25 protein-coding genes are annotated in these 20,344 nt (G+C 44.5%); 13 read left to right on the plus strand and 12 right to left on the minus strand.

Annotation, left to right across the window (positions count from 1 at the left end; all coding sequences use genetic code 11):
- Nucleotides 1–308 precede the first annotated feature (308 nt).
- Nucleotides 309–578: a GlsB/YeaQ/YmgE family stress response membrane protein gene (locus tag H6F74_RS19015; protein ID WP_190443769.1), complete on the minus strand. Its 270-nt coding sequence runs from the start codon at nt 576–578 to the stop codon at nt 309–311.
- Nucleotides 579–619: 41 nt separating this feature from the next.
- Nucleotides 620–889, minus strand: coding sequence for a GlsB/YeaQ/YmgE family stress response membrane protein (locus H6F74_RS19020; RefSeq protein WP_190443770.1), 270 nt, complete (start codon nt 887–889; stop codon nt 620–622).
- A gap of 661 nt (nt 890–1,550) precedes the next feature.
- Here H6F74_RS19020 and H6F74_RS19025 point away from each other — a divergent pair.
- Nucleotides 1,551–2,183 carry a fasciclin domain-containing protein gene (locus tag H6F74_RS19025; protein WP_190443771.1) on the plus strand — a complete coding sequence of 211 codons (633 nt, stop codon included), beginning with the start codon at nt 1,551–1,553 and terminating at the stop codon, nt 2,181–2,183.
- Nucleotides 2,184–2,355: 172 nt separating this feature from the next.
- Complete coding sequence (locus H6F74_RS19030) at nt 2,356–2,958, plus strand: hypothetical protein (protein ID WP_199301402.1); 603 nt, start codon at nt 2,356–2,358, stop codon at nt 2,956–2,958.
- 23 nt (nt 2,959–2,981) lie between these two features.
- Here the strand turns inward: H6F74_RS19030 and H6F74_RS19035 are convergent, their stop codons facing one another.
- A complete protein-coding gene (locus H6F74_RS19035) occupies nt 2,982–3,467 on the minus strand; it encodes a gluconokinase, GntK/IdnK-type (RefSeq protein ID WP_190443772.1) in 486 nt (161 codons plus the stop codon).
- 145 nt (nt 3,468–3,612) lie between these two features.
- On the opposite strand from H6F74_RS19035, the gene H6F74_RS19040 reads away from it, so the two are divergent.
- A complete protein-coding gene (locus H6F74_RS19040; RefSeq protein WP_190443773.1) occupies nt 3,613–3,933 on the plus strand; it encodes a hypothetical protein in 321 nt (106 codons plus the stop codon).
- Nucleotides 3,930–4,298, plus strand: coding sequence for an aspartyl protease (locus H6F74_RS19045; protein WP_190443774.1), 369 nt, complete (start codon nt 3,930–3,932; stop codon nt 4,296–4,298). The genes H6F74_RS19040 and H6F74_RS19045 overlap by 4 nt, the downstream gene beginning before the upstream one ends.
- 15 nt (nt 4,299–4,313) lie before the next feature.
- On the opposite strand, the gene H6F74_RS19050 is transcribed toward H6F74_RS19045, so the two are convergent.
- The gene (locus H6F74_RS19050) at nt 4,314–5,867 is read right to left on the minus strand and encodes an NAD(P)H-hydrate dehydratase (protein ID WP_277875816.1); all 1,554 of its coding nucleotides are present in this window, start codon (nt 5,865–5,867) and stop codon (nt 4,314–4,316) included.
- Between the two features lie 100 nt (nt 5,868–5,967).
- The gene (locus H6F74_RS19055) at nt 5,968–6,657 is read right to left on the minus strand and encodes a hypothetical protein (RefSeq protein WP_190443775.1); all 690 of its coding nucleotides are present in this window, start codon (nt 6,655–6,657) and stop codon (nt 5,968–5,970) included.
- On the opposite strand from H6F74_RS19055, the gene H6F74_RS19060 reads away from it, so the two are divergent.
- From H6F74_RS19060 to H6F74_RS19090, 7 genes are all read left to right on the plus strand, one after another.
- Entirely contained in the window at nt 6,651–6,848 is a 198-nt protein-coding gene (locus tag H6F74_RS19060) for a hypothetical protein (RefSeq protein ID WP_190443776.1), read from the plus strand. The genes H6F74_RS19055 and H6F74_RS19060 overlap by 7 nt on opposite strands.
- Before the next feature lie 107 nt (nt 6,849–6,955).
- Nucleotides 6,956–8,011, plus strand: a complete 1,056-nt coding sequence (gene mnmA / locus H6F74_RS19065; RefSeq protein WP_190443777.1) for a tRNA 2-thiouridine(34) synthase MnmA — start codon at nt 6,956–6,958, stop codon at nt 8,009–8,011.
- A gap of 60 nt (nt 8,012–8,071) precedes the next feature.
- The gene (locus tag H6F74_RS19070; RefSeq protein WP_190443778.1) at nt 8,072–8,683 is read left to right on the plus strand and encodes a hypothetical protein; all 612 of its coding nucleotides are present in this window, start codon (nt 8,072–8,074) and stop codon (nt 8,681–8,683) included.
- Nucleotides 8,664–9,749 carry a DUF6745 domain-containing protein gene (locus H6F74_RS19075; RefSeq protein WP_190443779.1) on the plus strand — a complete coding sequence of 362 codons (1,086 nt, stop codon included), beginning with the start codon at nt 8,664–8,666 and terminating at the stop codon, nt 9,747–9,749. Before H6F74_RS19070 ends, H6F74_RS19075 begins: the two co-directional genes overlap by 20 nt.
- Before the next feature lie 174 nt (nt 9,750–9,923).
- The gene (gene sat / locus H6F74_RS19080) at nt 9,924–11,123 is read left to right on the plus strand and encodes a sulfate adenylyltransferase (RefSeq protein ID WP_190443780.1); all 1,200 of its coding nucleotides are present in this window, start codon (nt 9,924–9,926) and stop codon (nt 11,121–11,123) included.
- Nucleotides 11,124–11,229: 106 nt separating this feature from the next.
- Nucleotides 11,230–13,602 (plus strand): caspase family protein, encoded by a 2,373-nt coding sequence (locus H6F74_RS19085; RefSeq protein WP_199301403.1) that lies wholly within the window; start codon nt 11,230–11,232, stop codon nt 13,600–13,602.
- A gap of 144 nt (nt 13,603–13,746) precedes the next feature.
- Nucleotides 13,747–14,679: a tetratricopeptide repeat protein gene (locus tag H6F74_RS19090; protein ID WP_190443781.1), complete on the plus strand. Its 933-nt coding sequence runs from the start codon at nt 13,747–13,749 to the stop codon at nt 14,677–14,679.
- A gap of 285 nt (nt 14,680–14,964) precedes the next feature.
- Here H6F74_RS19090 and H6F74_RS19095 read toward each other — a convergent pair whose 3' ends face one another.
- Nucleotides 14,965–15,837 (minus strand): S-methyl-5'-thioadenosine phosphorylase, encoded by an 873-nt coding sequence (locus tag H6F74_RS19095; protein ID WP_190443782.1) that lies wholly within the window; start codon nt 15,835–15,837, stop codon nt 14,965–14,967.
- A gap of 213 nt (nt 15,838–16,050) precedes the next feature.
- Here H6F74_RS19095 and H6F74_RS19100 point away from each other — a divergent pair, with 213 nt between their 5' ends.
- Entirely contained in the window at nt 16,051–16,257 is a 207-nt protein-coding gene (locus H6F74_RS19100) for a hypothetical protein (RefSeq protein ID WP_190443783.1), read from the plus strand.
- Between the two features lie 319 nt (nt 16,258–16,576).
- Here H6F74_RS19100 and H6F74_RS19105 read toward each other — a convergent pair whose 3' ends face one another.
- The 5 genes from H6F74_RS19105 to H6F74_RS19125 form a co-directional block, all read right to left on the minus strand.
- Nucleotides 16,577–17,779: a family 10 glycosylhydrolase gene (locus H6F74_RS19105; RefSeq protein ID WP_190443784.1), complete on the minus strand. Its 1,203-nt coding sequence runs from the start codon at nt 17,777–17,779 to the stop codon at nt 16,577–16,579.
- A gap of 241 nt (nt 17,780–18,020) precedes the next feature.
- Complete coding sequence (locus H6F74_RS29435; RefSeq protein ID WP_199301404.1) at nt 18,021–18,149, minus strand: type II toxin-antitoxin system RelE/ParE family toxin; 129 nt, start codon at nt 18,147–18,149, stop codon at nt 18,021–18,023.
- Nucleotides 18,146–18,397, minus strand: coding sequence for a type II toxin-antitoxin system ParD family antitoxin (locus tag H6F74_RS19115; RefSeq protein WP_190443785.1), 252 nt, complete (start codon nt 18,395–18,397; stop codon nt 18,146–18,148). The genes H6F74_RS29435 and H6F74_RS19115 overlap by 4 nt, the downstream gene beginning before the upstream one ends.
- 82 nt (nt 18,398–18,479) lie before the next feature.
- Nucleotides 18,480–19,058, minus strand: a complete 579-nt coding sequence (locus H6F74_RS19120) for a Uma2 family endonuclease (protein WP_190443786.1) — start codon at nt 19,056–19,058, stop codon at nt 18,480–18,482.
- A 60-nt stretch (nt 19,059–19,118) separates the two neighbouring features.
- Complete coding sequence (locus H6F74_RS19125; RefSeq protein WP_190443787.1) at nt 19,119–19,259, minus strand: hypothetical protein; 141 nt, start codon at nt 19,257–19,259, stop codon at nt 19,119–19,121.
- A 59-nt stretch (nt 19,260–19,318) separates the two neighbouring features.
- Between H6F74_RS19125 and H6F74_RS19130 the strand changes: the two genes are divergently transcribed.
- Nucleotides 19,319–19,507 (plus strand): hypothetical protein, encoded by a 189-nt coding sequence (locus H6F74_RS19130; RefSeq protein WP_190443788.1) that lies wholly within the window; start codon nt 19,319–19,321, stop codon nt 19,505–19,507.
- Nucleotides 19,508–19,524: 17 nt separating this feature from the next.
- Here H6F74_RS19130 and H6F74_RS19135 read toward each other — a convergent pair whose 3' ends face one another.
- Nucleotides 19,525–20,148, minus strand: a complete 624-nt coding sequence (locus H6F74_RS19135) for a hypothetical protein (RefSeq protein ID WP_190443789.1) — start codon at nt 20,146–20,148, stop codon at nt 19,525–19,527.
- Between the last annotated feature and the right edge of the window lie 196 nt (nt 20,149–20,344).

Here is a 20,344-nt window from a genome sequence, read left to right on the forward strand (position 1 = left end):
AACGAAGAGGTTATGGGTTTAGAAACTTCAACAATTTCAAATTAAGAAGTTTTCTGACTTGGCATTTTGCCAGCTAATTTCAGTTTATTTTACATACCATGTTCGGTAGAGCCTATATTATTTATAAATAATACTTTTATAAAGTATTTTAAATTCCTTAATTTTATTTTATCCCGTTATTTTTACATCTAAATTATTAATTTTATAAATATAGATTGCGGCTGATATTACGATTTCAACGAATATAATGAAAATCCCCTAACTTCAAGTTAGAGGACTTTCATTATATGTATCAAAAAAAGTTTTTATTAAGCACTCTGACGGGTAAGCAGACCCCACAGAAATAGTAGAACCAGTGCGCCCAAGACTGCAAAGGCAATGCTAGGAATAGTTAGCGCTCCATAGGCTGCGCCTCCCGACGTACCGAAGAAAAGACTTCCTAAATAGCCACCAACTAACGCACCCAAAATACCTAAACCCATTGTTGCGAAAATACCACCGCTTTGATGGCCAGGATAGATAGCCTTAGCAATAGCACCAGCAATCAAACCTAAAACAATCCAAGCAATAATTCCCATTTTTCAACTCCGTAGTTATTAACGTTTCAAAAACTTTATTATTAAGCACTCCGACGGGTAAATAGACCCCACAGAAATAGTAGAGCCAGTGCGCCCAAGACTGCAAAGGCAATGCTAGGAATAGTTAGCGCTCCATAGGCTGCGCCTCCCGACGTACCGAAGAACATACTTCCTAAATAGCCACCAACTAACGCGCCCAAAATACCTAAACCCATTGTTGCGAAAATACCGCCGCCTTGATGACCGGGATAGATGGCTTTAGCAATAGCGCCAGCAATCAAACCTAAAACAATCCAAGCAATAATTCCCATTTTTCAACTCCGTGGTTATTAACGTTTTATTTTTTTCTTTTGTTATTCTCAGAATATCAACTGCGGTATCTTGGTACCCTCTATCAGAGGTTATAACCAAAAGGCATAGAATTTTAAAGTATAAATTTGTATTTTTTGCTGAAAAAAATTGTTTTTACAGCTTGCTATCTTAAGTTGATGAAATTTTGGCTGACAAGGAAGGTTTCAACCTGTAGGACGGTTGCTGATGAGATGACAATCGTGCTACTTCCTCAGATGGAAGAGGTAGTGATCGCTGTTTAATCGCTCCAAATTAGGGATTGCTAGGGGTTGAATCGAAAAGAAAAAGTCTAGAGTCCCAAGTATGAAGTATTTCCTATTTCAGCTAACTTTACCCGCCAGCCTAACTTTAGGCTTTCTTATGGAGTATGTCTAAAGGAATATTATCAACTTAGTAACAGCTAGATTAAGAGCGAGTTGATCCGAAGATTTTTAAGGCTTACAACCTTTATCAGTCAAACCTTTTTTCAACTTTAGAACTCCAAATTTCTCCTATTTTGTGTCGCTTCAACTGTAGGGACAGCAGCGGGAAGCTCATCCTAAAGACAGATGTAAAGAAGTGCAACAAAAAGTGAAGTTAATTTAAGTTAATGGACTCCTAGCTTTCAGGAAATCTTCAGCAATGAATAACCAGAATCGTAAAAATTTGATTCAACCCCTGGCTAGCCTAGTAGCAGTTGTAAGTGCTAGTGTGCTAATGGGTTTGCCAGCCATTGCCCAGGAGAAGCCCAAACCCCAAACCCCAACTAATATCAGCCAGCCTAGCAACAATAGCGATCGCAAGGCTCCGAGGGATACAAATGCGGCACCATCTCCTAAAGAAGGAGCAACCACATCCCAGAACGGCAACGTAGTTTCTGTAGCTGCTGAAAATGGTTCATTCAAGGTTCTCACTGCTGCCCTAAAAGCCGCAGGTTTGACTGACACCCTATCGCAAGCTGGCCCCTTCACAGTTTTTGCGCCGACAGATGCAGCCTTTGCTGCTTTACCTCCTGGTACTGTGGAAGAGTTGCTGAAGCCAGAGAATAAAGCTTTATTGACTAAAATATTGACTTACCACGTCCTTCCGGGTAAGGTAACATCCACTCAGTTGAGTTCCGGTTCGGTTGCTACTGTAGAAGGCAGTTCGGTGAAGGTGAAGAAAGGAACTGATGGCGTGATGGTGAATAACGCCAAAGTTGTCCAGCCTGACATTCAAGCCAGCAACGGCGTTATCCATGTGATTGATAAGGTAATCGTGCCAGTTGGAGAGTAAGTTTTCGGCATAAGAAACCAATCGAGAGACAAAACCCCGTTCAGAGAAATTGAACGGGGTTTTTTGCTTCTTGTTGTCAACAACACCTTACGGTTGGAAATTCAAGATAAATTAGAATAAAATCGACAAAAATATGGAGCTTTATGCTTCATAGGCGTTGAGGAGTGGGGAAATGGGGCATTTTATGGGTTTGCTTTTGGAATTGGGAGCCGCTGTAGAAGGTAAAAGGAAGAAGGTAAGAAAAAGCCTTTTTTATTTGCTAGTTTTAAGTTTTTACTTTTTAGTTCCCGTAGCTGATTCGGCTTCTGGTAGAGTAGGCATTAGCTTTGGCAAGCCAGTATCAGCTCAGGCAGCATACGGAAGTTACGTAGGTGTTGGTGCTACGGTGGGGATTAATGAAAACGATTTCGGAGAAGGTCGCCAAGCGGGAGGGGTGATTGCTGTACGCTATAAACTGCTGCAAGCTCCTATTTCTTTAAGAGCGCAAGCTTTGATTGGTGCTAGTCCTGCGGTTGTGTCAACGATTTCTTATGATGTCCCGCTTAATTGGCAAACTGATGCTTACTTGGGGGCGGGTGTTGCTTTTGGCAGTGGAAATAGAACACCTTCACCTGTAGGAGATAAAACCAGTTTTGCTTTACAGCCTGGGATTGATTACGTTATTCCTAATAGCAATACAGTGCTTTTTGGCAACGCGATTATTGCTTTTGATGCCTACCGCGACGGTGGCGGAACGGCTGTCTCGGTGCAGGGTGGCGTGGGGTTGAGATTTTAGATTTCGGATTTTGGATGAGGAATCTAAACTCCAAGATGCCTCTGAATTTGCTGCACAATCGCGTCTGGCGGCCCAGAAACATCTACTGTGATGCCTTTTTGTGGCTCCTCTAGGGTGTCAAACTGGCTTTGCAGGAGCTTTTTGGTCATAAAGTGGTTTTGGCGCAACCCTAGTCGCTGCGCGATCGCTTCAAAGCTTCCCTTGAGGTAAACTAACTCCATTTGTTCGGGGTCTCGCCACAGTGCTTGACGATAGGATTCTTTCAGGGCAGAACACGCTAGAACTACGTTTTTATCTTCTTGTAGCCATTGGTCGATGGCTTGTTGCATTGCTTGCAGCCAAGGCATTCTGTCGGCATCGGTGAGGGGAACGCCTTGGCTCATCTTTTCAATATTAGTTGGCGAGTGGAAGGAGTCAGCATCGCTGAAATCCCAGTTCAGTTCTTTTGCCAACAATTCAGCAACGGTAGATTTACCGCTCCCAGAAACACCCATTACGATAATAATCACTTTTTTATTAATACTCCATTTCAGTTATTTTCAAATGCGATCGCTTTCATAAATATGTCAATTTTAAATAATGCAATTTACGCGATCGCGCCACATTACCTCAAGATATAATATTAAAGTTTCCACCACTAACCTAATTGTAATAATGAGCCAGAAAACCCATAGGCGAGTGCCACGCGGCAGCCGAATTTTCCCCGACCGCACACCACTTTCTCCAGAAGAGATAGCTAGACGCGACGCTGAGAATGAAGCATTTGCCCAGCGATGCCGAGAGATTTTTAACCGAGTTTACTCGGAATTGGTTAAGGAACATTACAACTGGTCAATTATGATTGAGCCAGAAAGTGGAGATTATTTTATTGACCCCGATCCAGAAATCGCCTTTCAAAAAGCCCGCGAGAAATACCCCGAAGCCCGAATTCTGGAAAAGCGCTTGAATGAGGCAGGGTGCGTTGGCAGAATATGATTCAAGGCTATTTTGGTGAAAAGGGTGAGCTGCTTTTTGAGATTGATTTGATAGCAGGTGATGGTTCAGGAGTTACGGTCAATGCGTTGCTAGATACGGGATTTACTGAGTGGTTGGCGATGGATATCCAAGATGTAGAGAGTTTGGGATGGACATTTATCCGGGAACAGGATATGCAGACTGCACGGGGAGAAATTAAGTTTAACCTCTACGCAGGTAGTGTTGTTTTTAATGGTCAAGAGTTTACTATTCCCGTTCTAGGCGGTGAAGAAATTACCGAGGTTTTGCTAGGTTTGCAGTGGCTAGAAAATCGGCGGTTAGTAGTAGATAGAAAAGCAGGTTTACTGACGTTAGGGGAAGATTGAGGACAAAGCGATCGCTTATTCAACTCCTTCACGCACTACTGCCATCAAATACTGTGTCAAAGTATACGCATCGACTCCCAACTCAGTTCGCTCCTGGGAAGCCAAAATTCCCGCTTGAGCGTGCCACCAAGCCGCACTTTGCACCACCTCTTCTAGAGGCAATGCCTTTGAGGATGCCGCTGCCACAAGTCCACCCATTAACCCAGTTAACACATCCCCACTACCACCACGGGCTAATGCTGGTGTGCTTTCCGGCACAATCCATACTGAACCAGAAGGATTAGCGATCGCAGTCCTCGCCCCCTTCAAGAGGATCGTGGCACCACTGAGTTTAGATGCCTCGCGCACCACCTGCACTCGGTCTTTGGTCGGATCGCCTAAATCTGGGAACAGACGCTTAAACTCACCAGCATGAGGCGTTAAAACCGTTGCAGCTTGACGCTTGGATAATGCCGGGATGGTTCCCAATTCAGCCAGGATATTCAAACCATCGGCATCGAGAACCAGAGGGCGATCGCTTGCTAAAACTTTTTCAACTACTGACGTGGCATCTTTTGTTACACCGGGGCCGCAAGCGATCGCGCTAAATGAAGCAAGTTCGATATCTGGTAAGGATGCGATCGCGCCCGTTTCTGTCTCCGGACAACCAATAATTAGCGCTTCCGGCAACTGTGCCAACAGTAACGGTTTCAGGTATTCCGGCACTGCGATTGAGAGCATCCCAACACCACTAGCTCTCGCTCCCAAACCGGATAGAATTGCGCCTCCACCATACTTGTGAGAACCGCAAATCAGCAGCAGATGTCCTTGTTTATACTTGTGAGTCACTGGGGGGCGGGGTATAGGAAGATAAGCGATCGCAGCAGTTTTTGTCACGCGCTTCAATTTCGGTGTTCCCAAAACTGCCCAGATATCAGCAAGTGGAATATCAAAATCTATCAGTTCAGCAGTCCCGACATATTCCAACCCTTGATCCTGCAAAAAAGCAAGTTTCCACAAACCCAAGCAAAACGTGCGAGTCGCACGAACCGCTGTACCCAAAACCTCGCCAGTATCGGTATGCAAACCCGAAGGCAAATCAATACTAATTACAAGTTTCGACCACTCATTTAACTGATTAATAGCAGAAGCAATGGGGCCTTCTAACGTTCTTTCCAAGCCAAACCCAAACAAACCATCAATTATTAAATCGCAGCCTTGCAATTGCTCAATTTGCTCATAACAAAGAATGCCCAAACTATCAGCATATTGGGCGTGTTGCGAAGTCAATTCCTTTAACTTAGAAATCGGACGATAAACAACAACCTCATAACCCTGAAAGTGCAACTCGCGGGCAACCACCAACGCATCGCCCCCATTGTGGCCTGGCCCCACCAACACGCCAACACGCCGCGTTTTTGTGGAAGGATAAAGCGCTTCAATTCGAGATGCAATTAACTTTGCCACCTTTTCCATCAAAGCCGCCACAGGCATTCCCGCCGCAAATATGCGCCCTTCAATTTCGCGCATTTGTTGGGCAGTCACCACAATTTGCTCAATTTGTTCTTGCCGTTTTTTCGCCTGTACCAAGGTGAGTTTCCTTTCAGCTATTAGTCACGAAGTAATTGGTAATTGGTAAGATAATTTTCCCAGCCTGTAACCTATGAATATCCCAATCCCCAATCACCATCTATCTTCCAAAATAAACCCGCGCATCCATACCATTAGAACGCAGAAAGCTAGTCCAACGCTCTGCTTCTGATTGTTCTGCAAAAGGGCCAATTGCAACGTGCGGCCCTCGCGGTGAGTTTCTTTGAGCAACAGCATTCTCTGGGAAGCCCAACCGAATCATTTGGGCGGCAATATCGGGTAAATATTCCTTACTTCCCGGAACAACCACGAAATAGGCTACGCCATCAATTTCGTTACCTCTTTCTACAGGACGAGAATCGACATCATCACCAGAATAAGTATTAACTTGTGCCATAATGCCCCATTCTTCCAAAGCTTGAACACGCTGCTGGGCATTAGATTGATCAGAAAATACTCCCGCTTGGATCATGCCCCCGCCCTGCCGCACAAAAGCTTCCGGTTCTATCCTGCGGACTTGCGCTAACAGCAGGGGACTATCGCCGTTGATGTAAACCCCATATAGCTGAGAAGTTCTACCTTCTCTTAAGAAATTCTCATCTCTATTTCTGTTGCGTGTCCTTGGCGGTGGTGCTTGAAAGTCAAATTCACGTCTACCAGCAGGATTTGGTGAGAGTGATGGTAAACGATCTTGAGGAGCCGTTGGCTCAACATTTGGTGATGGAGGTAAGCCAGGAATCACATCCGGTGGTCTAGGGAGGGGTCTTGCCGAAGCTGGCGTAGATGCCACGAACCAACATCCGCCCCAAAAGAGGCAAGCTAGGAGGCGTAGGAGGAAAGAAGTTTTACTTTTTCTCTCGCGACTGGTTTCTAGATTATGGCGATCGCTACTCATTTCCAATCAGCCCTCCCGATCATCTTTCAGAAATTGTGGCGGCAAAATTTGTAGTAAATTTACCACAATTAGTCATTATTCTGTAGCACCGGCGGGACACCTCTGCCAGTAATCTGCTAATAACTAATGACTAACAACCAAAATGTTACTCTAGAGAAAAAACTGATAATTCAGTCATTCAAATTTTCGTTCCATGAACAAAGTCGTCGTTGGTCTCTCCGGAGGAGTTGATAGTTCCGTCGCAGCCGCAACCCTGCACCATCAGGGCTACGAAGTTGTTGGCCTTACCCTTTGGCTAATGAAGGGTAAAGGTCAATGCTGCTCTGAAGGGATGGTCGATGCGGCTTCAATTTGCGAACAGTTGGGCGTTCCTCATCACATTGTTGATAGTCGAGATGTTTTCCAGACAAATATTGTCGATTACCTAGTTGCGGGATACGAATCGGGTATCACGCCGTTGCCATGTTCTCAGTGCAATAAGGCGGTGAAATTTGGCCCAATGCTGCGCTATGCCCGTGAAGAGTTGGGAATTGACCGCATTGCTACGGGTCATTATGCGCGGATCAGTTATGATGCGGAAACTGGACTTTACCAGCTGCGTCGGGCTGTAGATTCGTCTAAGGATCAGTCGTACTTTTTGTATGATTTGACACAAGATTTGCTCTCTGGAACAATGTTTCCCCTGGGAGAAATGCTGAAGACCCAAACCCGACGAATTGCCGCAGAATTTAACTTGACGACTGCTGATAAGCCAGAAAGTATGGATTTGTGTTTGGTGGAAGCCAACGGTTCCATGCAAGCGTTTCTGGATAAGTTCATTCCCCAGAAAGAAGGCGATATTGTTGACCAGTCGGGCAAGGTGTTGGGACAGCATACAGGTATCCATCACTACACGATTGGACAGCGTAAGGGTCTGGGAATTGCGGCGGCGGAACCGTTGTATGTGGTGGCGTTGGATGCGGTGCGGAATCGGGTTATTGTAGGCGATCGCGCTAGCACTCACAAGCCAGAATGCACTATACAACGGCTAAACTGGGTTTCCATCCCCCAGCCCACCAATCCCATCCGCGCCGAAGTGCAAGTCCGGTATCGTTCCCAGGCTGAACCAGTCAGCGTAATCCCCCTGGAAGATTCGCGCATTAAGCTTGTTTTCGATGAACCTCAGTTCGGGATTACCCCTGGACAAGCTGCGGTTTTGTACGATGGGGACATTGTACTCGGCGGTGGAATTATCGAAAGGTTTGAGTAAACAGTAATAAGGTATAAGATAGAGGCAAAAGACTTTACTTTTGCCTCTTTTTTTATAACTATGGCTTATAGTGACTTCACCCTAAGCGAACTTAAAAAACTATTTAGTTTAACGATTAACGAAACAGTAGATTTATTTGCGGCTGTTCCTCCGGTAGAATGTAGCGAACATTTAGCTTTTACACTTAAAGAGAATCTTCCTTTAGCTACTGCTATTAATACTGAAAAAGCTCGTTCTGAAATGATTATAGCCCCTATCCTGATTGAAGTTAGGAGGCGCTTAAATTATCAAGTTAGTTTATTTTCAGGTGTGGATTTTAATGTAGATACAGCGAGAGGATTAAATGGGATCTGTGATTTTCTAGTTAGCCGTTCCTCAGAACAGCTTTTTATTAGCGCTCCAGTCCTTACTATTGTAGAAGCGAAAAATGAAAATATTAAGGCTGGATTGGGGCAATGTGTAGCTGAAATGATAGCAGCACAGTTGTTTAATGAACGAGAGGGAAATGAAATTATAACCCTTTATGGAACTGTAACAACTGGAACTATTTGGAAATTTTTGAAATTAGAAGGACAAGTAGTTTCTATTGATTTAAGTGAATATTTTATAGGCAATGCCAACAAAATTTTAGGGGTTTTATTATCTGCTTACCATGATGTCACAGAAAATTGAACAACTCACGCCTGAACAAGAAGCTTTAATTCCAGTTTATCGGGAGAAGTGGAGGCGGATTGCACTTTCCAGTGAGCCAATTGCTCGTCAAAAAGCGGCAGACACAATAAAAGCAGCTTACGCAGCAGTTTGCTTTGAAGAGCCATATATTCTTTTTTGTGATAGTCCTTTTGCTGGTTTAATAAATGTAATTTTGAGGCAACGATTGAATCAATTTAGGAGACTCAACGAGTTAGGAGAAGTGGGGTTTGATCTAGAGAAGCGACTGCTGCGGCAACCAGAAGACCAAATAAACTGCCAACTTCACCATGAATTGAAGTATCAACTGCTCCATCAACCGCAACTCCAACTGGTGAGACAACTGGAAAGTCCAATTAAGAGAAAACTGTGGCTCCAACTAGAAGGACAGCTAAATATCCCACTAGATGACAAAGTTTGGAATCCAGTATTTAACTGCATTGAGCCAGAATCAAAAGTTGATTATGCCAATTTACTAGACTTTTGTTTTTCCGTCTTAAATTGCACTTACGAGCAGAAAAAAGGAGAAGCGTTACAGTCGCTAGTTAAGGAGTGTGGCTGGATTTTCCCTTATGAAAAGATTTGCATTGTGTGCGATCGCCCTCGCATCCTCTCTTTCGACAACGAGCAACGTTTACACGCAGAAGGCGCACCCGCCATTCAATTTGCTGATGGTTTCAGCGTCTATGCTTACCACGGTGTGAAATTACCTGAAAAATACGGTGTACTGCACCCGAACCAGTGGCAAGCAAAATGGCTTTTAGAAGAGGATAACGCTGAACTGAGGCGAGTTTTAATCCAAGGAATTGGTTACAGTCGAATTTGCCAAGAGTGGCAAGCGGCTGAATTAGACTTTTGGCAGGAATACACTCTATTAAAAATTGATGATGATGTGGATATTGAGCCAATTTATTTATTAAAAATGACTTGTCCCAGCACTGGATTTATTCATGCTTTGCGAGTACCTCCTGATGTTAAGTCAGCGCGTGAAGCTATTTGCTGGGTGAATTGGGGAATCGATCCAGAGGAATTTTCAGTGCAAACTTGAAGAACCTCTCCCTAACCCTCTCCTTTTAGGAGAGGGAACAAGAAAAATATTTGTAGCTGGAAGAAACTCCGGCTCCCCTTTCCCTACTAAGGAAGGGGTCTGGGGGGTTAGGTTTCTTATCTCCGGGTTCTATATCTTGGTAGGATAATTTGGCAGCTAAATTTACAATTCGATATGAGCCTAGCACCTCACGGCGGTCAGCTAATTAATCGCATCGCTACACCGGAACAAAAACAAGAATTTCTCGATAAAGCCGACTATTTGCCCAGAGTGCAACTAGACGAAAGGGCGACATCGGATTTAGAACTGATTGCCATTGGGGGATTTAGCCCGCTGACTGGCTTTATGGAACAAGCCGACTACGATCGCGTAGTGATGGAAATGCGCCTTGCCAATGGTCTCCCGTGGTCAATTCCCGTCACACTTTCGGTGGACGAGTCGGTAGCCGCAAATCTCAAAGAAGGCGGTTTGGTGCGTCTGGACGACCCAACTGGGCGCTTTGTCGGGGTTATGGAACTAACGCAGAAATATGGCTATGACAAAACCCGCGAGGCGGTGAATGTTTATCGCACCGATGATGAAAAGCACCCAGGCGTTAAGGTTGTTTACAAGCAAGGAGAAATTCATCTTGCAGGATCAGTTTGGCTGTTGCATCGCGATCCTCATCCTTTATTCCCAAATTACCAAATAGATCCCGTCCAGTCTCGCGCCATGTTCAAGGAAAAGGGCTGGAAAACGATTGTCGGCTTCCAGACTCGCAACCCCATCCACAGGGCGCACGAATATATCCAGAAGTGTGCTTTAGAAACTGTAGATGGCTTGTTTTTGCATCCCTTGGTGGGAGTCACTAAAGACGATGACATCTCAGCAGAGATTCGGATGCGCTGCTACGAGATTATTCTGGAACACTACTATCCTCTAGACCGGGTAATTTTGGCAATTAATCCATCTGCGATGCGCTACGCTGGCCCCAGAGAGGCGATTTTCCATGCCCTAATTCGCAAGAATTACGGCTGTACTCACTTCATCGTTGGACGCGACCATGCGGGGGTCGGCGATTACTATGGAACTTACGATGCTCAGCACATTTTTGATGAGTTTGAACCGGGTGAATTGGGCATCACGCCGATGAAGTTTGAACACGCCTTCTACTGTACGCGCACTCAGACGATGGCGACGACGAAGACAAGTCCCAGCGCTCCCGGTGAACGCATTCACCTGTCGGGGACGAAGGTACGGGAAATGTTGCGGCGCGGTGAATTGCCACCACCAGAGTTTTCTCGCCCAGAGGTGGCGGCAGAATTGGCAAGGGCGATGCAGGTGCCAGAGGAAGCAAAAAAATATGAGATTGCAAGTTTAAAATTTGAGATTTGAGATTTGAGATTTGAGGCTGCTTAAATTTGAAATCTTTAATTTGCAATTCTCTGTATTCCCTAGACCCTGATAGGCTATAGCTGATGGCTCATAGCTAATAGCTGATATGGGATTGAAGCGGCGGAGTTTTCTGCAACGAGCGGGGTTGGCGCTCTTGGCGCTGGGCGTAAGTGAAACGGCGCTATCTCTTCTACTGGGGGATCAAAGCCTAGCGGTGCCTCTGCTGGATCGCTATTATCAGGCGCTGGCACAACCGAATGGGCGAAAGTTGGCGCTACTTGTGGGAATTAACCAGTATCCCCATACCACGGAGACGAAAGTAGCGTCTCTTTTGGGTTGCGTGACGGATGTGGAACTGCAACGGGAACTTTTGATTCATAGGTTTGGCTTTCACCCCAGCGATATTTTGACGCTGACGGATGCTCAAGCAACGCGCCAAAATATTGAAACTGCTTTCCTTGAGCATTTGACAGCACAAGCGAAAGCAGGTGATGTGGTGCTGTTCCACTTCAGCGGCTACGGTAGCCGCGTGGGAAGGATGAAGGATGAAGATGATTCTTTAATCCAAAATCACGCGATGTTTTGGGAAGAATCAATCTCCCCAAAAATCGCTTCAAAATCTAGAATCCAAAATTCCTTAGTGCCAGTGGATGGCGTTTTGTCAACCAAAGGAACAGTAGCGAATGATTTGTTGGAAGAGACGCTGTTTTTGCTGTTGCGATCGCTTGCTACTGACCAAGTGACAACTGTACTCGATACCAGTTACAGTGACGGCGATACCGTCCTCCAAGGCAACCTGCGGATTCGCACTTGCCCGGAAACGGTGTTAGCACAGGAAGCCAGCGACGAGGAACTAGCTTTTCAGGAAGAATTGCGATCGCGTCTCAAGTCTTCGCCAGAAGCACTCAACAAGCTGCTATCCGGCGAAATGCCTGGAATTGTTCTGGCCGCAGCTGGCCCTAATCAAACAGCAACTGAGGCGCGTTGGGGCGGTTTTAGCGCCGGAATGTTCACCTACGCCCTAACTCAACATCTCTGGCAAGCAACCTCACCCACGACGGTTCAGGTTAGCTTCAATCGGGCTGCTGGAGTTGTCGAACAACTGGTAGGTAAAGAGCAACAGCCCCAGCTAATGGGTCAAAAAAGTAACGAGCAATATGCGCTTGCCTATAATTTGACACCTGAAATCGGTATTGGTGCAGATGGTGTGATTACGGCCGTGGAAGAAGGCGGCAAATTCTTACACTTGTGGCTGGCAGGATTACCAGCACCCATTTGGGAATATTACGGAGTAAATTCTCTGTTCGTGGTTAACAGCAATCAACTATCAACTCCGAACAATGAACAACCTGTACAAGTGCAAATTCGTTTTAAGGAGGGTTTGACTGCCAAGGCGCGAGTTGTTTCTGGGTCAGAAACGTCTAATTTGCAAGTCGGGCAACTGGTACAAGAATCCATCCGCGTTTTGCCCCGAAATATCGGCTTGACTGTGGCTCTAGATGCCAAACTAGAACGAATTGAGCGCGTAGATGCAACCAGCGCTTTTGCCAATGTTAGTTCTGTCTCATCCGTTGTCACAGCAGGCGAACAACCCGCAGATTATTTGTTTGGCAAAGTGGAGACTACCGACTCGGCGGGCAGCTATGCACTATTTTCTCCCGGTCGGGATCTGATTTTCAACACAGCTGGAGAACCGACTGAAGCGGTAAAAATAGCTGTTAATCGTTTAACCCCGAAACTGAAAACGCTGCTGGCGGCTAAGTTATGGCGTTTGACGGCAAATGAAGGGTCTTCTCGTCTCCCAATTGGGGCGACGTTGGAAATGGTTTCTCCTACAGAACAGGTGCTGCTGCAACGAGAAACTTTGCGGAGGACTCAGGAAACTAATCTTGATTCAATCAATACCCAAAATTCAAAACTTTCCGCCCTTGCAGGCATCCCCACTTTACCAATTGGTAGCCGCGTCCAGTACCGAATTCAAAACTATAGCGATCGCCCGATTTATTTCATACTACTCGGCATCGATAGCAGCGGCTCCGGCATCGCCTATTATCCCCCGTCATCCACTCCAGAGTCCCTGGAAACCAACCCGACGGCGGCAGCAACCGCTGCCCTACAAGATGTTTTTATTCCGGCGGGGGCAACTCTGACGGTGCCACAACCTCCATCCTTGGAATGGGCGATCGCAGCCCCGGCAGGGCTTGCGGAAATTCATCTGTTCGCCAGTCGCGCACCCTTTACCCAAACCCTTGCTGCTATGTCCTCTGGGCGGCGTTCCCAGCGCGAAGGCGTGTCCGAATTGTTTAACCCGCTAGTCGTGGCGCGGGCCTTGCTGCAAGATTTACATCAAGCTAGTGCGTTAGTTAAGCAAAACGCGATCGCGTCTGTGTCTGGAGAAAATATTGGTATATCCTCTGATAGCTATGCTTTAGATGTCAATGCCTGGGCAACTCTCAGCTTTGTTTATCAAGTAGGTTGAATCAAATTAAAGATGCCTAATTAAACTTCTTTTTTAATTAGGCATCTTTAATTACTGTATAGGTGGGGATTGCACAAATTTTCCTAGTACCTGATAGTTTTGGCACAGGTTGGGAATACTTAGATTAAAGCTAAGAGTATTCTCATGAAGATCAATAAGCAAGTTGCCCTGGCGCTTCCCTTCCTTTTTCTATCTGCTGCTGCTGCCGTTGCCCAACCTCAGCCTCCTGCCACAACCCTATCGGTTCAGGAACAGCAGGAAGTGGAACGATTGCGGCTTGAGTTGGAAATACGCGATCGCGTACAATCGGAAGTTGACCGCGCCTTTAACCGCACCACAACTTTACTCAATACTTTACTATTTATATTAACTTTGTTTCCGATTGTGGCAGCTGTCGGCGTTTTTTTGCTACGTCGCAGTGTCATTAACCAAATAGTTTCTGAAACCCAAAATCAATTAGAGCAAATCCGAGACAAATTTGCCACCCAACTTGAGGAAGAAGTAACTGCTAACTTGAAAAAAACAACGGAAAATTCTCAAGTAGAATCTGACAGTATTCTGCAACTAAACAGCCTAATTTCAGAAGCTCAAGCTGTATTAGGAGAGCTTAAAGAACAGAAAAATATTTTAGCTCAAGAATTTGAAAGACTGAGCTACAACCATTATTATCAGCCACAAATTGAAACCATAAACTCTGAGCATCAAAATCACCTTTCGGAATTTACTTTAGATGCTCAATCTGATTTAGTAGCGCCAATTCAAGAATTGGATGCCAATACTAACCAAATTTTAAATGCCAATGATTATTTAATTCAAGGAAATGCTTATTTTTCAGAAGGTCGCTATCTAGAGGCGAATCAATCCTATAACGCGGCTGTTAAGATTGAACCAAACTTTTCTGAAGCTCGATATAACAATTCTCGTTGTTATGCGGTGCAATACCGTGTAAATTTAGCAATAGGTAATCTACAATGGGCAATTGATATTGAGCCTAATTATAAAGAAATGGCAAAAGCTGACTCTGCTTTTGATGCGATTCGCTCCGACGCTCAATTTAAGAAGTTGATTAGTGAATAAGTTCTTCTAAATGGCTAGTCACTATTTTATTTTCTTAGTCCACGCAGGCGGGCTAAGTTTCGTCTAGTCGCGACTTTAACTGTCCTTGGCTCTTCGTTCTTGAAATTATGGTTGTTTTTATGAACCAGGAAGACACGAAGAACGCAAAGAGAAGATAGAAGTTAAGAATAAATATAGGTTAGATTTTAAGGGTTTAAAACCTAACCTACATTTACTATTTTATTTTCTTAGCCCGCGCAGGGGGCTAAGTTTTGTCTAGCCGTGTCTTTAGTCGCTCTTACATCTTTACAAATACTTTTTCAACAGCAACTCCATCTTCTCCTTAGTTTCCGGAGGAACATTATCCAGGCGAGTTAGAATTGCATACTTCAAAGCAGAATGAGCATCAGAAACTGGAGGATTTTCATTCAGACGGCGGACAGTTTCTTGAATTACTTTTTGAGCATTAGTCGCATTGCGTTGCAGATTAGCAATCACCATTTCTACGGTTACGCTATCGTGATCTGGGTGCCAACAATCGTAATCTGTAACTAAGGCTAAAGTTGCATAGGCAATTTCAGCTTCTCTAGCTAACTTCGCCTCTGGTAAATTTGTCATCCCAATAATTGTCGCGCCCCAACTGCGGTAAAGATGGGATTCAGCTTTAGTAGAAAACGCTGGCCCTTCCATGCAGACATACGTACCGCCACGATGGAGGGTGACATCTGGTAAATTTAGGGATGCGATCGCATCCGCTACAACAAGAGCCAATTTATTACACACCGGATCGGCAAAAGCAATGTGCGCTACAATTCCTTCCCCGAAAAAAGTGGAAACCCGATTTTTTGTCCTGTCAATAAATTGATCCGGTACTACCATGTCCAAAGGTTTAGCTTCTTCCTTCAAGGAACCAACAGCGGAAGCAGAAATCAGATATTCGACCCCTAGCTGCTTCATGGCGTGGATATTGGCTCGAAATGGCAACTCAGACGGCAAAAGCGTGTGATTTCGACCGTGACGGGCCAGGAAAGCCACTCGCGTTCCATCTAAAGTTCCCAATATCAACGCATCAGAGGGAAAGCCAAAAGGTGTAGAGATTTGCACCTCTTCCACATCCTTGAGCGCTTCCATTTTGTAAAGACCACTACCACCTATAATCCCAATACGAGCCTGAGCCATTGTTTTTGCCTTCTTGCTGCAACGCCAAGCTATTTTACCGGGAAATTACTGACTTTCTTCAAACTCCGCGTTATTTGTCAATGATGGGAATCACGGATTTTTCAGGAAAATATTACAGCCTTTCTACGATCGCGATCGCCCACATTTGTAAAGAAATATTGCATACTTAAACTATACTGAGTTTTGATTTATACAAAAATATCTGCCCGTAGAATGATGATATCCCAACGTTCTCTACCTAAAGTATCAGTAGAACAAATTGTTGAGCGCATTTTCGCCTTTCGACAGATTACGCGCACTGACCAACGATTACTCATGTCCGCATTTTTATCAAAAAAATGCTACAACGAAACCGATCGTTTGCAAATTAATCGCGTCTTTGATGCCCTGCAAAGAGGATTAATTAAGGTTACGGATTAAGAATCTATTCCTTATTGATCCACCATATACAGAAATTGCTGTAGGTTCACCAACACCAGCTATGGTGTTATGGTACCGCTTTAGCATCATACAGTTAAAAAGCATTACAAGATATTAGATATGGCATTGAGTCACCTAAATTGGCCAAAATCTACCTCAGTGCAATCACTTTGATAAAAATGAACAAAGCGGGAAAAACTCATGTAGCGATCGCGCTCCTATCTGCGTGTGTGACGACAGCTTGTTGAAAGTTGTAACCATTTCTCCCAGCGCCAACTCCCTTGTCTACTCATTTCAGCAAATCTATTATATTCTTACCTTATTTACTCGTTGGAGTTAACTTCTTGACAAGAGCAGCAGTCTCTTCTGGTTTTCCAGAGGAGGGAAACACTAAAATACTCTTGATTTTGGGGTTATTAACCAATGCTTTTAAACGAGACAACTGCTTATCTGAAATAGCTACTCCCGCATAATTTTCCGCATAATTTAGCTCTTGGGTAAAATTCGCATCGTTATAAATTTGAATGAAAACTCGATCAACATTCCAATTTTCCCAATCAGCCGCAAAATAACGTTTACCCCAATAAGGATTATGATGGCAAAGGTCGAAACTAACCCTTGAGTTAGCTTTTTTTATGTCAGCTCTCATTTGCCGCACAAATTTAGTTAAATGCGCCGTGCGATCAACTTTGCCGGGTAATTCAGCATGATAACCTAGGTAATCATCCCACTGAACTGCATCGATGGTTGGATACTTTTTGACGAACTCTACTGAGATTGTTCTAAATAAATTAGCAACCTCTGGAATCTCCACATCCAGTACATAATGCTCGATGCCAGCGTAGGTTTTATCGACCCCTGCCACAATCCATCGTTTAGAAATTGCCTCGTCAAAAATTGGGCTATTTTTATCTATTTTAATCCCCTTCTCAAAATAGGCGTGAACTTGCATTCCCTGCTTGTGCGCCTCATCGATCAACCAATCCAACCATTGCTCTTGAAATTGGTTGGGACAGCTTTTGTATCCGAATGTTTGCTGCATGACATTGCTGTTATACATCGTGCAACCATTACCCCAAACCCCATGAATAATTGTATTTATTCCTTGAGCGCGATAATAACGAACTCGTTCGCGAATCATTTTTTCGCTAGCATTATTAGTCGCCTGATACCGACTTAAATAAATTCCCCTTATTTCCTTTTTCTCCCAAGGAGTTTGAGGCGATGGTGATTTCTTGGGGTTTGCGGGTAATGCTAGAACTTGTGGCTTGGTTGTTGGTGTCGCAGTCGGAATAGCTTGGGGGAGGGGAGAATTGGCAACAGGTATGGGCTGGCTAGGCGCAGGAGTCAGAATAGGAGCGGTTGGTTGTTGGTTATTTTCTTGGTTATTAGGCAAAAATTTACTGATATCTAGTTTATCTAGATGCCTAAAGCCCCAATAACCAACCCCCAACAAAACTACGATTAATGAAAATGGAATACTTCCACATCCACATCCATTGTTTTCTTTTTTAGGTGGCATGACAACAAAGCATGATTGTTTAACGATGCAGCAACTTTCTTTACTCGACTGGGGGTTGCCTGTAGTAACCGATACTCTTGAAGTGCGGAAGGAAATATTTAGGGTTTAGGTGCTACATCAAGCTACTTCACTTTGCGATCGCTCAATTCCGCATAGCATTTGATACTTTTCAAATACTCTCTTAGCTCGACTTTTGTAGCTACTGGAATCAGGGCGACCCATCCCTGACCTTTGGACTAATTTAGCTTTCCGTCTGACGTACTGCATCAAAAAATCGCAAGGCTGCATCAGAGTTGTTCTGGGCAATGTAAGCAAAGTGTTCGTCTATATCGTGGCTTGCCCTTGGCGTGATGACAATGCGTTTGGTCATTCCTGAATCTGTTGAAGTCCTTGCATTAACTGAGTGCGTTTTTGCTCCCACCACTCATCAGTTACTTCTATGGGTTCGCCACTATCCAAACCTTCCAGTAATAATGCCTCAACTCGTGCAGCTTTGGCTTGCTCTTGGAGAATCAGGTGCAGGATGTATTCCGACGCATTGCTGTAACCTCCCTTAGCGACTTGTTGCTCGACAAACGATTGAAGTGTTTCAGGAAGCGAAATATTCAGCGTGGACATAACTCTTTTACTGATTCCGGTTGTCTTTAGTCAACTTGTTTAACTTTTAGCTTACTGCTAAAATTACTGACTTTGCATCGCGCTAAATCTCCCGACGGAAGGCTCTAATAGCTTCTCCAGCGTCACTCTCCGCCATCAAAATGCAGCGTCTGAGCAAATCAAGATCGAGGTTATTAAGTCCGGGTAGTTGGCTGCGATCGATGGATTGATAGCTACCGTCTTGGAGGTGATACAGCTTGAGCAATCCATCTTCCCAAAACCAAACCTCTGGAACGCCCAAAGCTTTATAGCGTTCTAACTTGCTGGTGCCTCCACTGGTAAAGACAACTTCTATCGACAAATCTGGAATCGACTTCACGCTGCCAATGCAGTATGACTCGTCCGCTTGAGCCGAGACAACGCCTTCTTTTTCCTGAGTCATTGCTCCTGTAGGCTTGAAGAAGATTCCCTGTTCGACCAGAAAGGTAGTCACTAAGTAACCAATGATGCGAGAAAAAGTTTCGTGGTCTTGTCCCGGCATAAGAATCTCGATCGTCTCGTCGTAGTAAAACAGCCGCACCCCAGGAGAACCATCAAAGCCCTTCTGGATAAACTTGAACTGTTCCCAGGTTCCATGATGGACAATGCGTTGGTCGGTTGTTTTGTCGAGTAGTGGGGGCATCGCGTTCACCTCCGGCTATCGGAGATTTTATTGTATCTTCTGGTTGGGGAGGTTATCTTGTCAGGCGCGATCGCACTCCATAAGCAAAAAGCGATCGCATCCAACAATTACAGCAGCAGATTGAGGTGTGACAAGCGATGCGGTCAAAGTTGGCAGGGAATGAATGAGCGATCGCACTCCATAAGCAAAAAGGGATCGCATCCAACAATTACAGCAGCAGATTGAGGTGTGACAAGCGATGCGGTCAAAGTTGGCAGGGAATGAATGAGCGATTGTCTCACGCCGAGTTACTCTGTCAGACAATAGAATCGCAGTTTAAGTCAAGGGCAAGGTATGAGCAGCCTGTCGTTTCTCGGAATGCAAAGTGCTTCGAGCATTACGGCACCATCGGTGGACAAAAATCACGTCTCCTGGCGAAAGGGTTTATCACAACCAGCGATTTCGATTAAGTTATTGAAGTTGCTCACTATCTTTGTTTTCCCATCAGCTTCAGGTATTCTCTACGAACGTATGAATCATTTGGATGTTTTTGGAACCAAATATCAGCCTGATTAATTGCTGTTTGCTGCTGTTGTGATGTTCCTTCTTTGTTAATTAATTTGAGATATTCACAAAAAACGTAGGAATCACAGTTAGTTCCATGCTCTTCCAACCATAAAGTCATCTTAGAAATTACCTCTTGAGACTGTTCTGGCTTCCCTTTTTCCCTTACTAATGCAAGGTACTGAGTGAGAACATATGATTCATTTGGATGTTCTGATAGCCAAGTAGAAGACTGAACAATTGCCTCATGACATTGCTCTTTTGGTATTCCTGAGTTTCTAATCAGCTTTAGATACTCCGTAAAAACGTAGGAATCACAGTTTTCTAGATTATCTTGTAGCCAAAGGGACATTTGTGCAATTGCTATCTGCTGTTGTTCCAGCAAGCCTTTTTCTCTTACCAGAATAAGGTACTGGCGACGAATATATGCTTCATCTGGATGCCTTTCCAACCAAATAGCAGTCTCGCAAATTGCATGACGACAGGCATCAAGATTTCCTTTTTGTGTAGTATCTAGAAGATTATCTAGAATTGTTTTTGAGTCCATCTCTAATATCTGTGGTATATCATTAGTAGGTAAAGATTTTAGGCTCTACCGAACTTGTTATGTAAAAATGTTAAAAATAGCTAATCAAAATAGCAGAAACAGAATAGGTATAAGAAGTGACATTTGTTGCGGGGCTTGAATTCTGGGATTGATTGTGATTAAGTAGATGCAGTAAAAAAGCAGCCCCAGACTGGGT

Source organism: Trichocoleus sp. FACHB-90 (assembly GCF_014695505.1).
GTDB lineage: Bacteria > Cyanobacteriota > Cyanobacteriia > Cyanobacteriales > FACHB-T130 > Funiculus > Funiculus sociatus.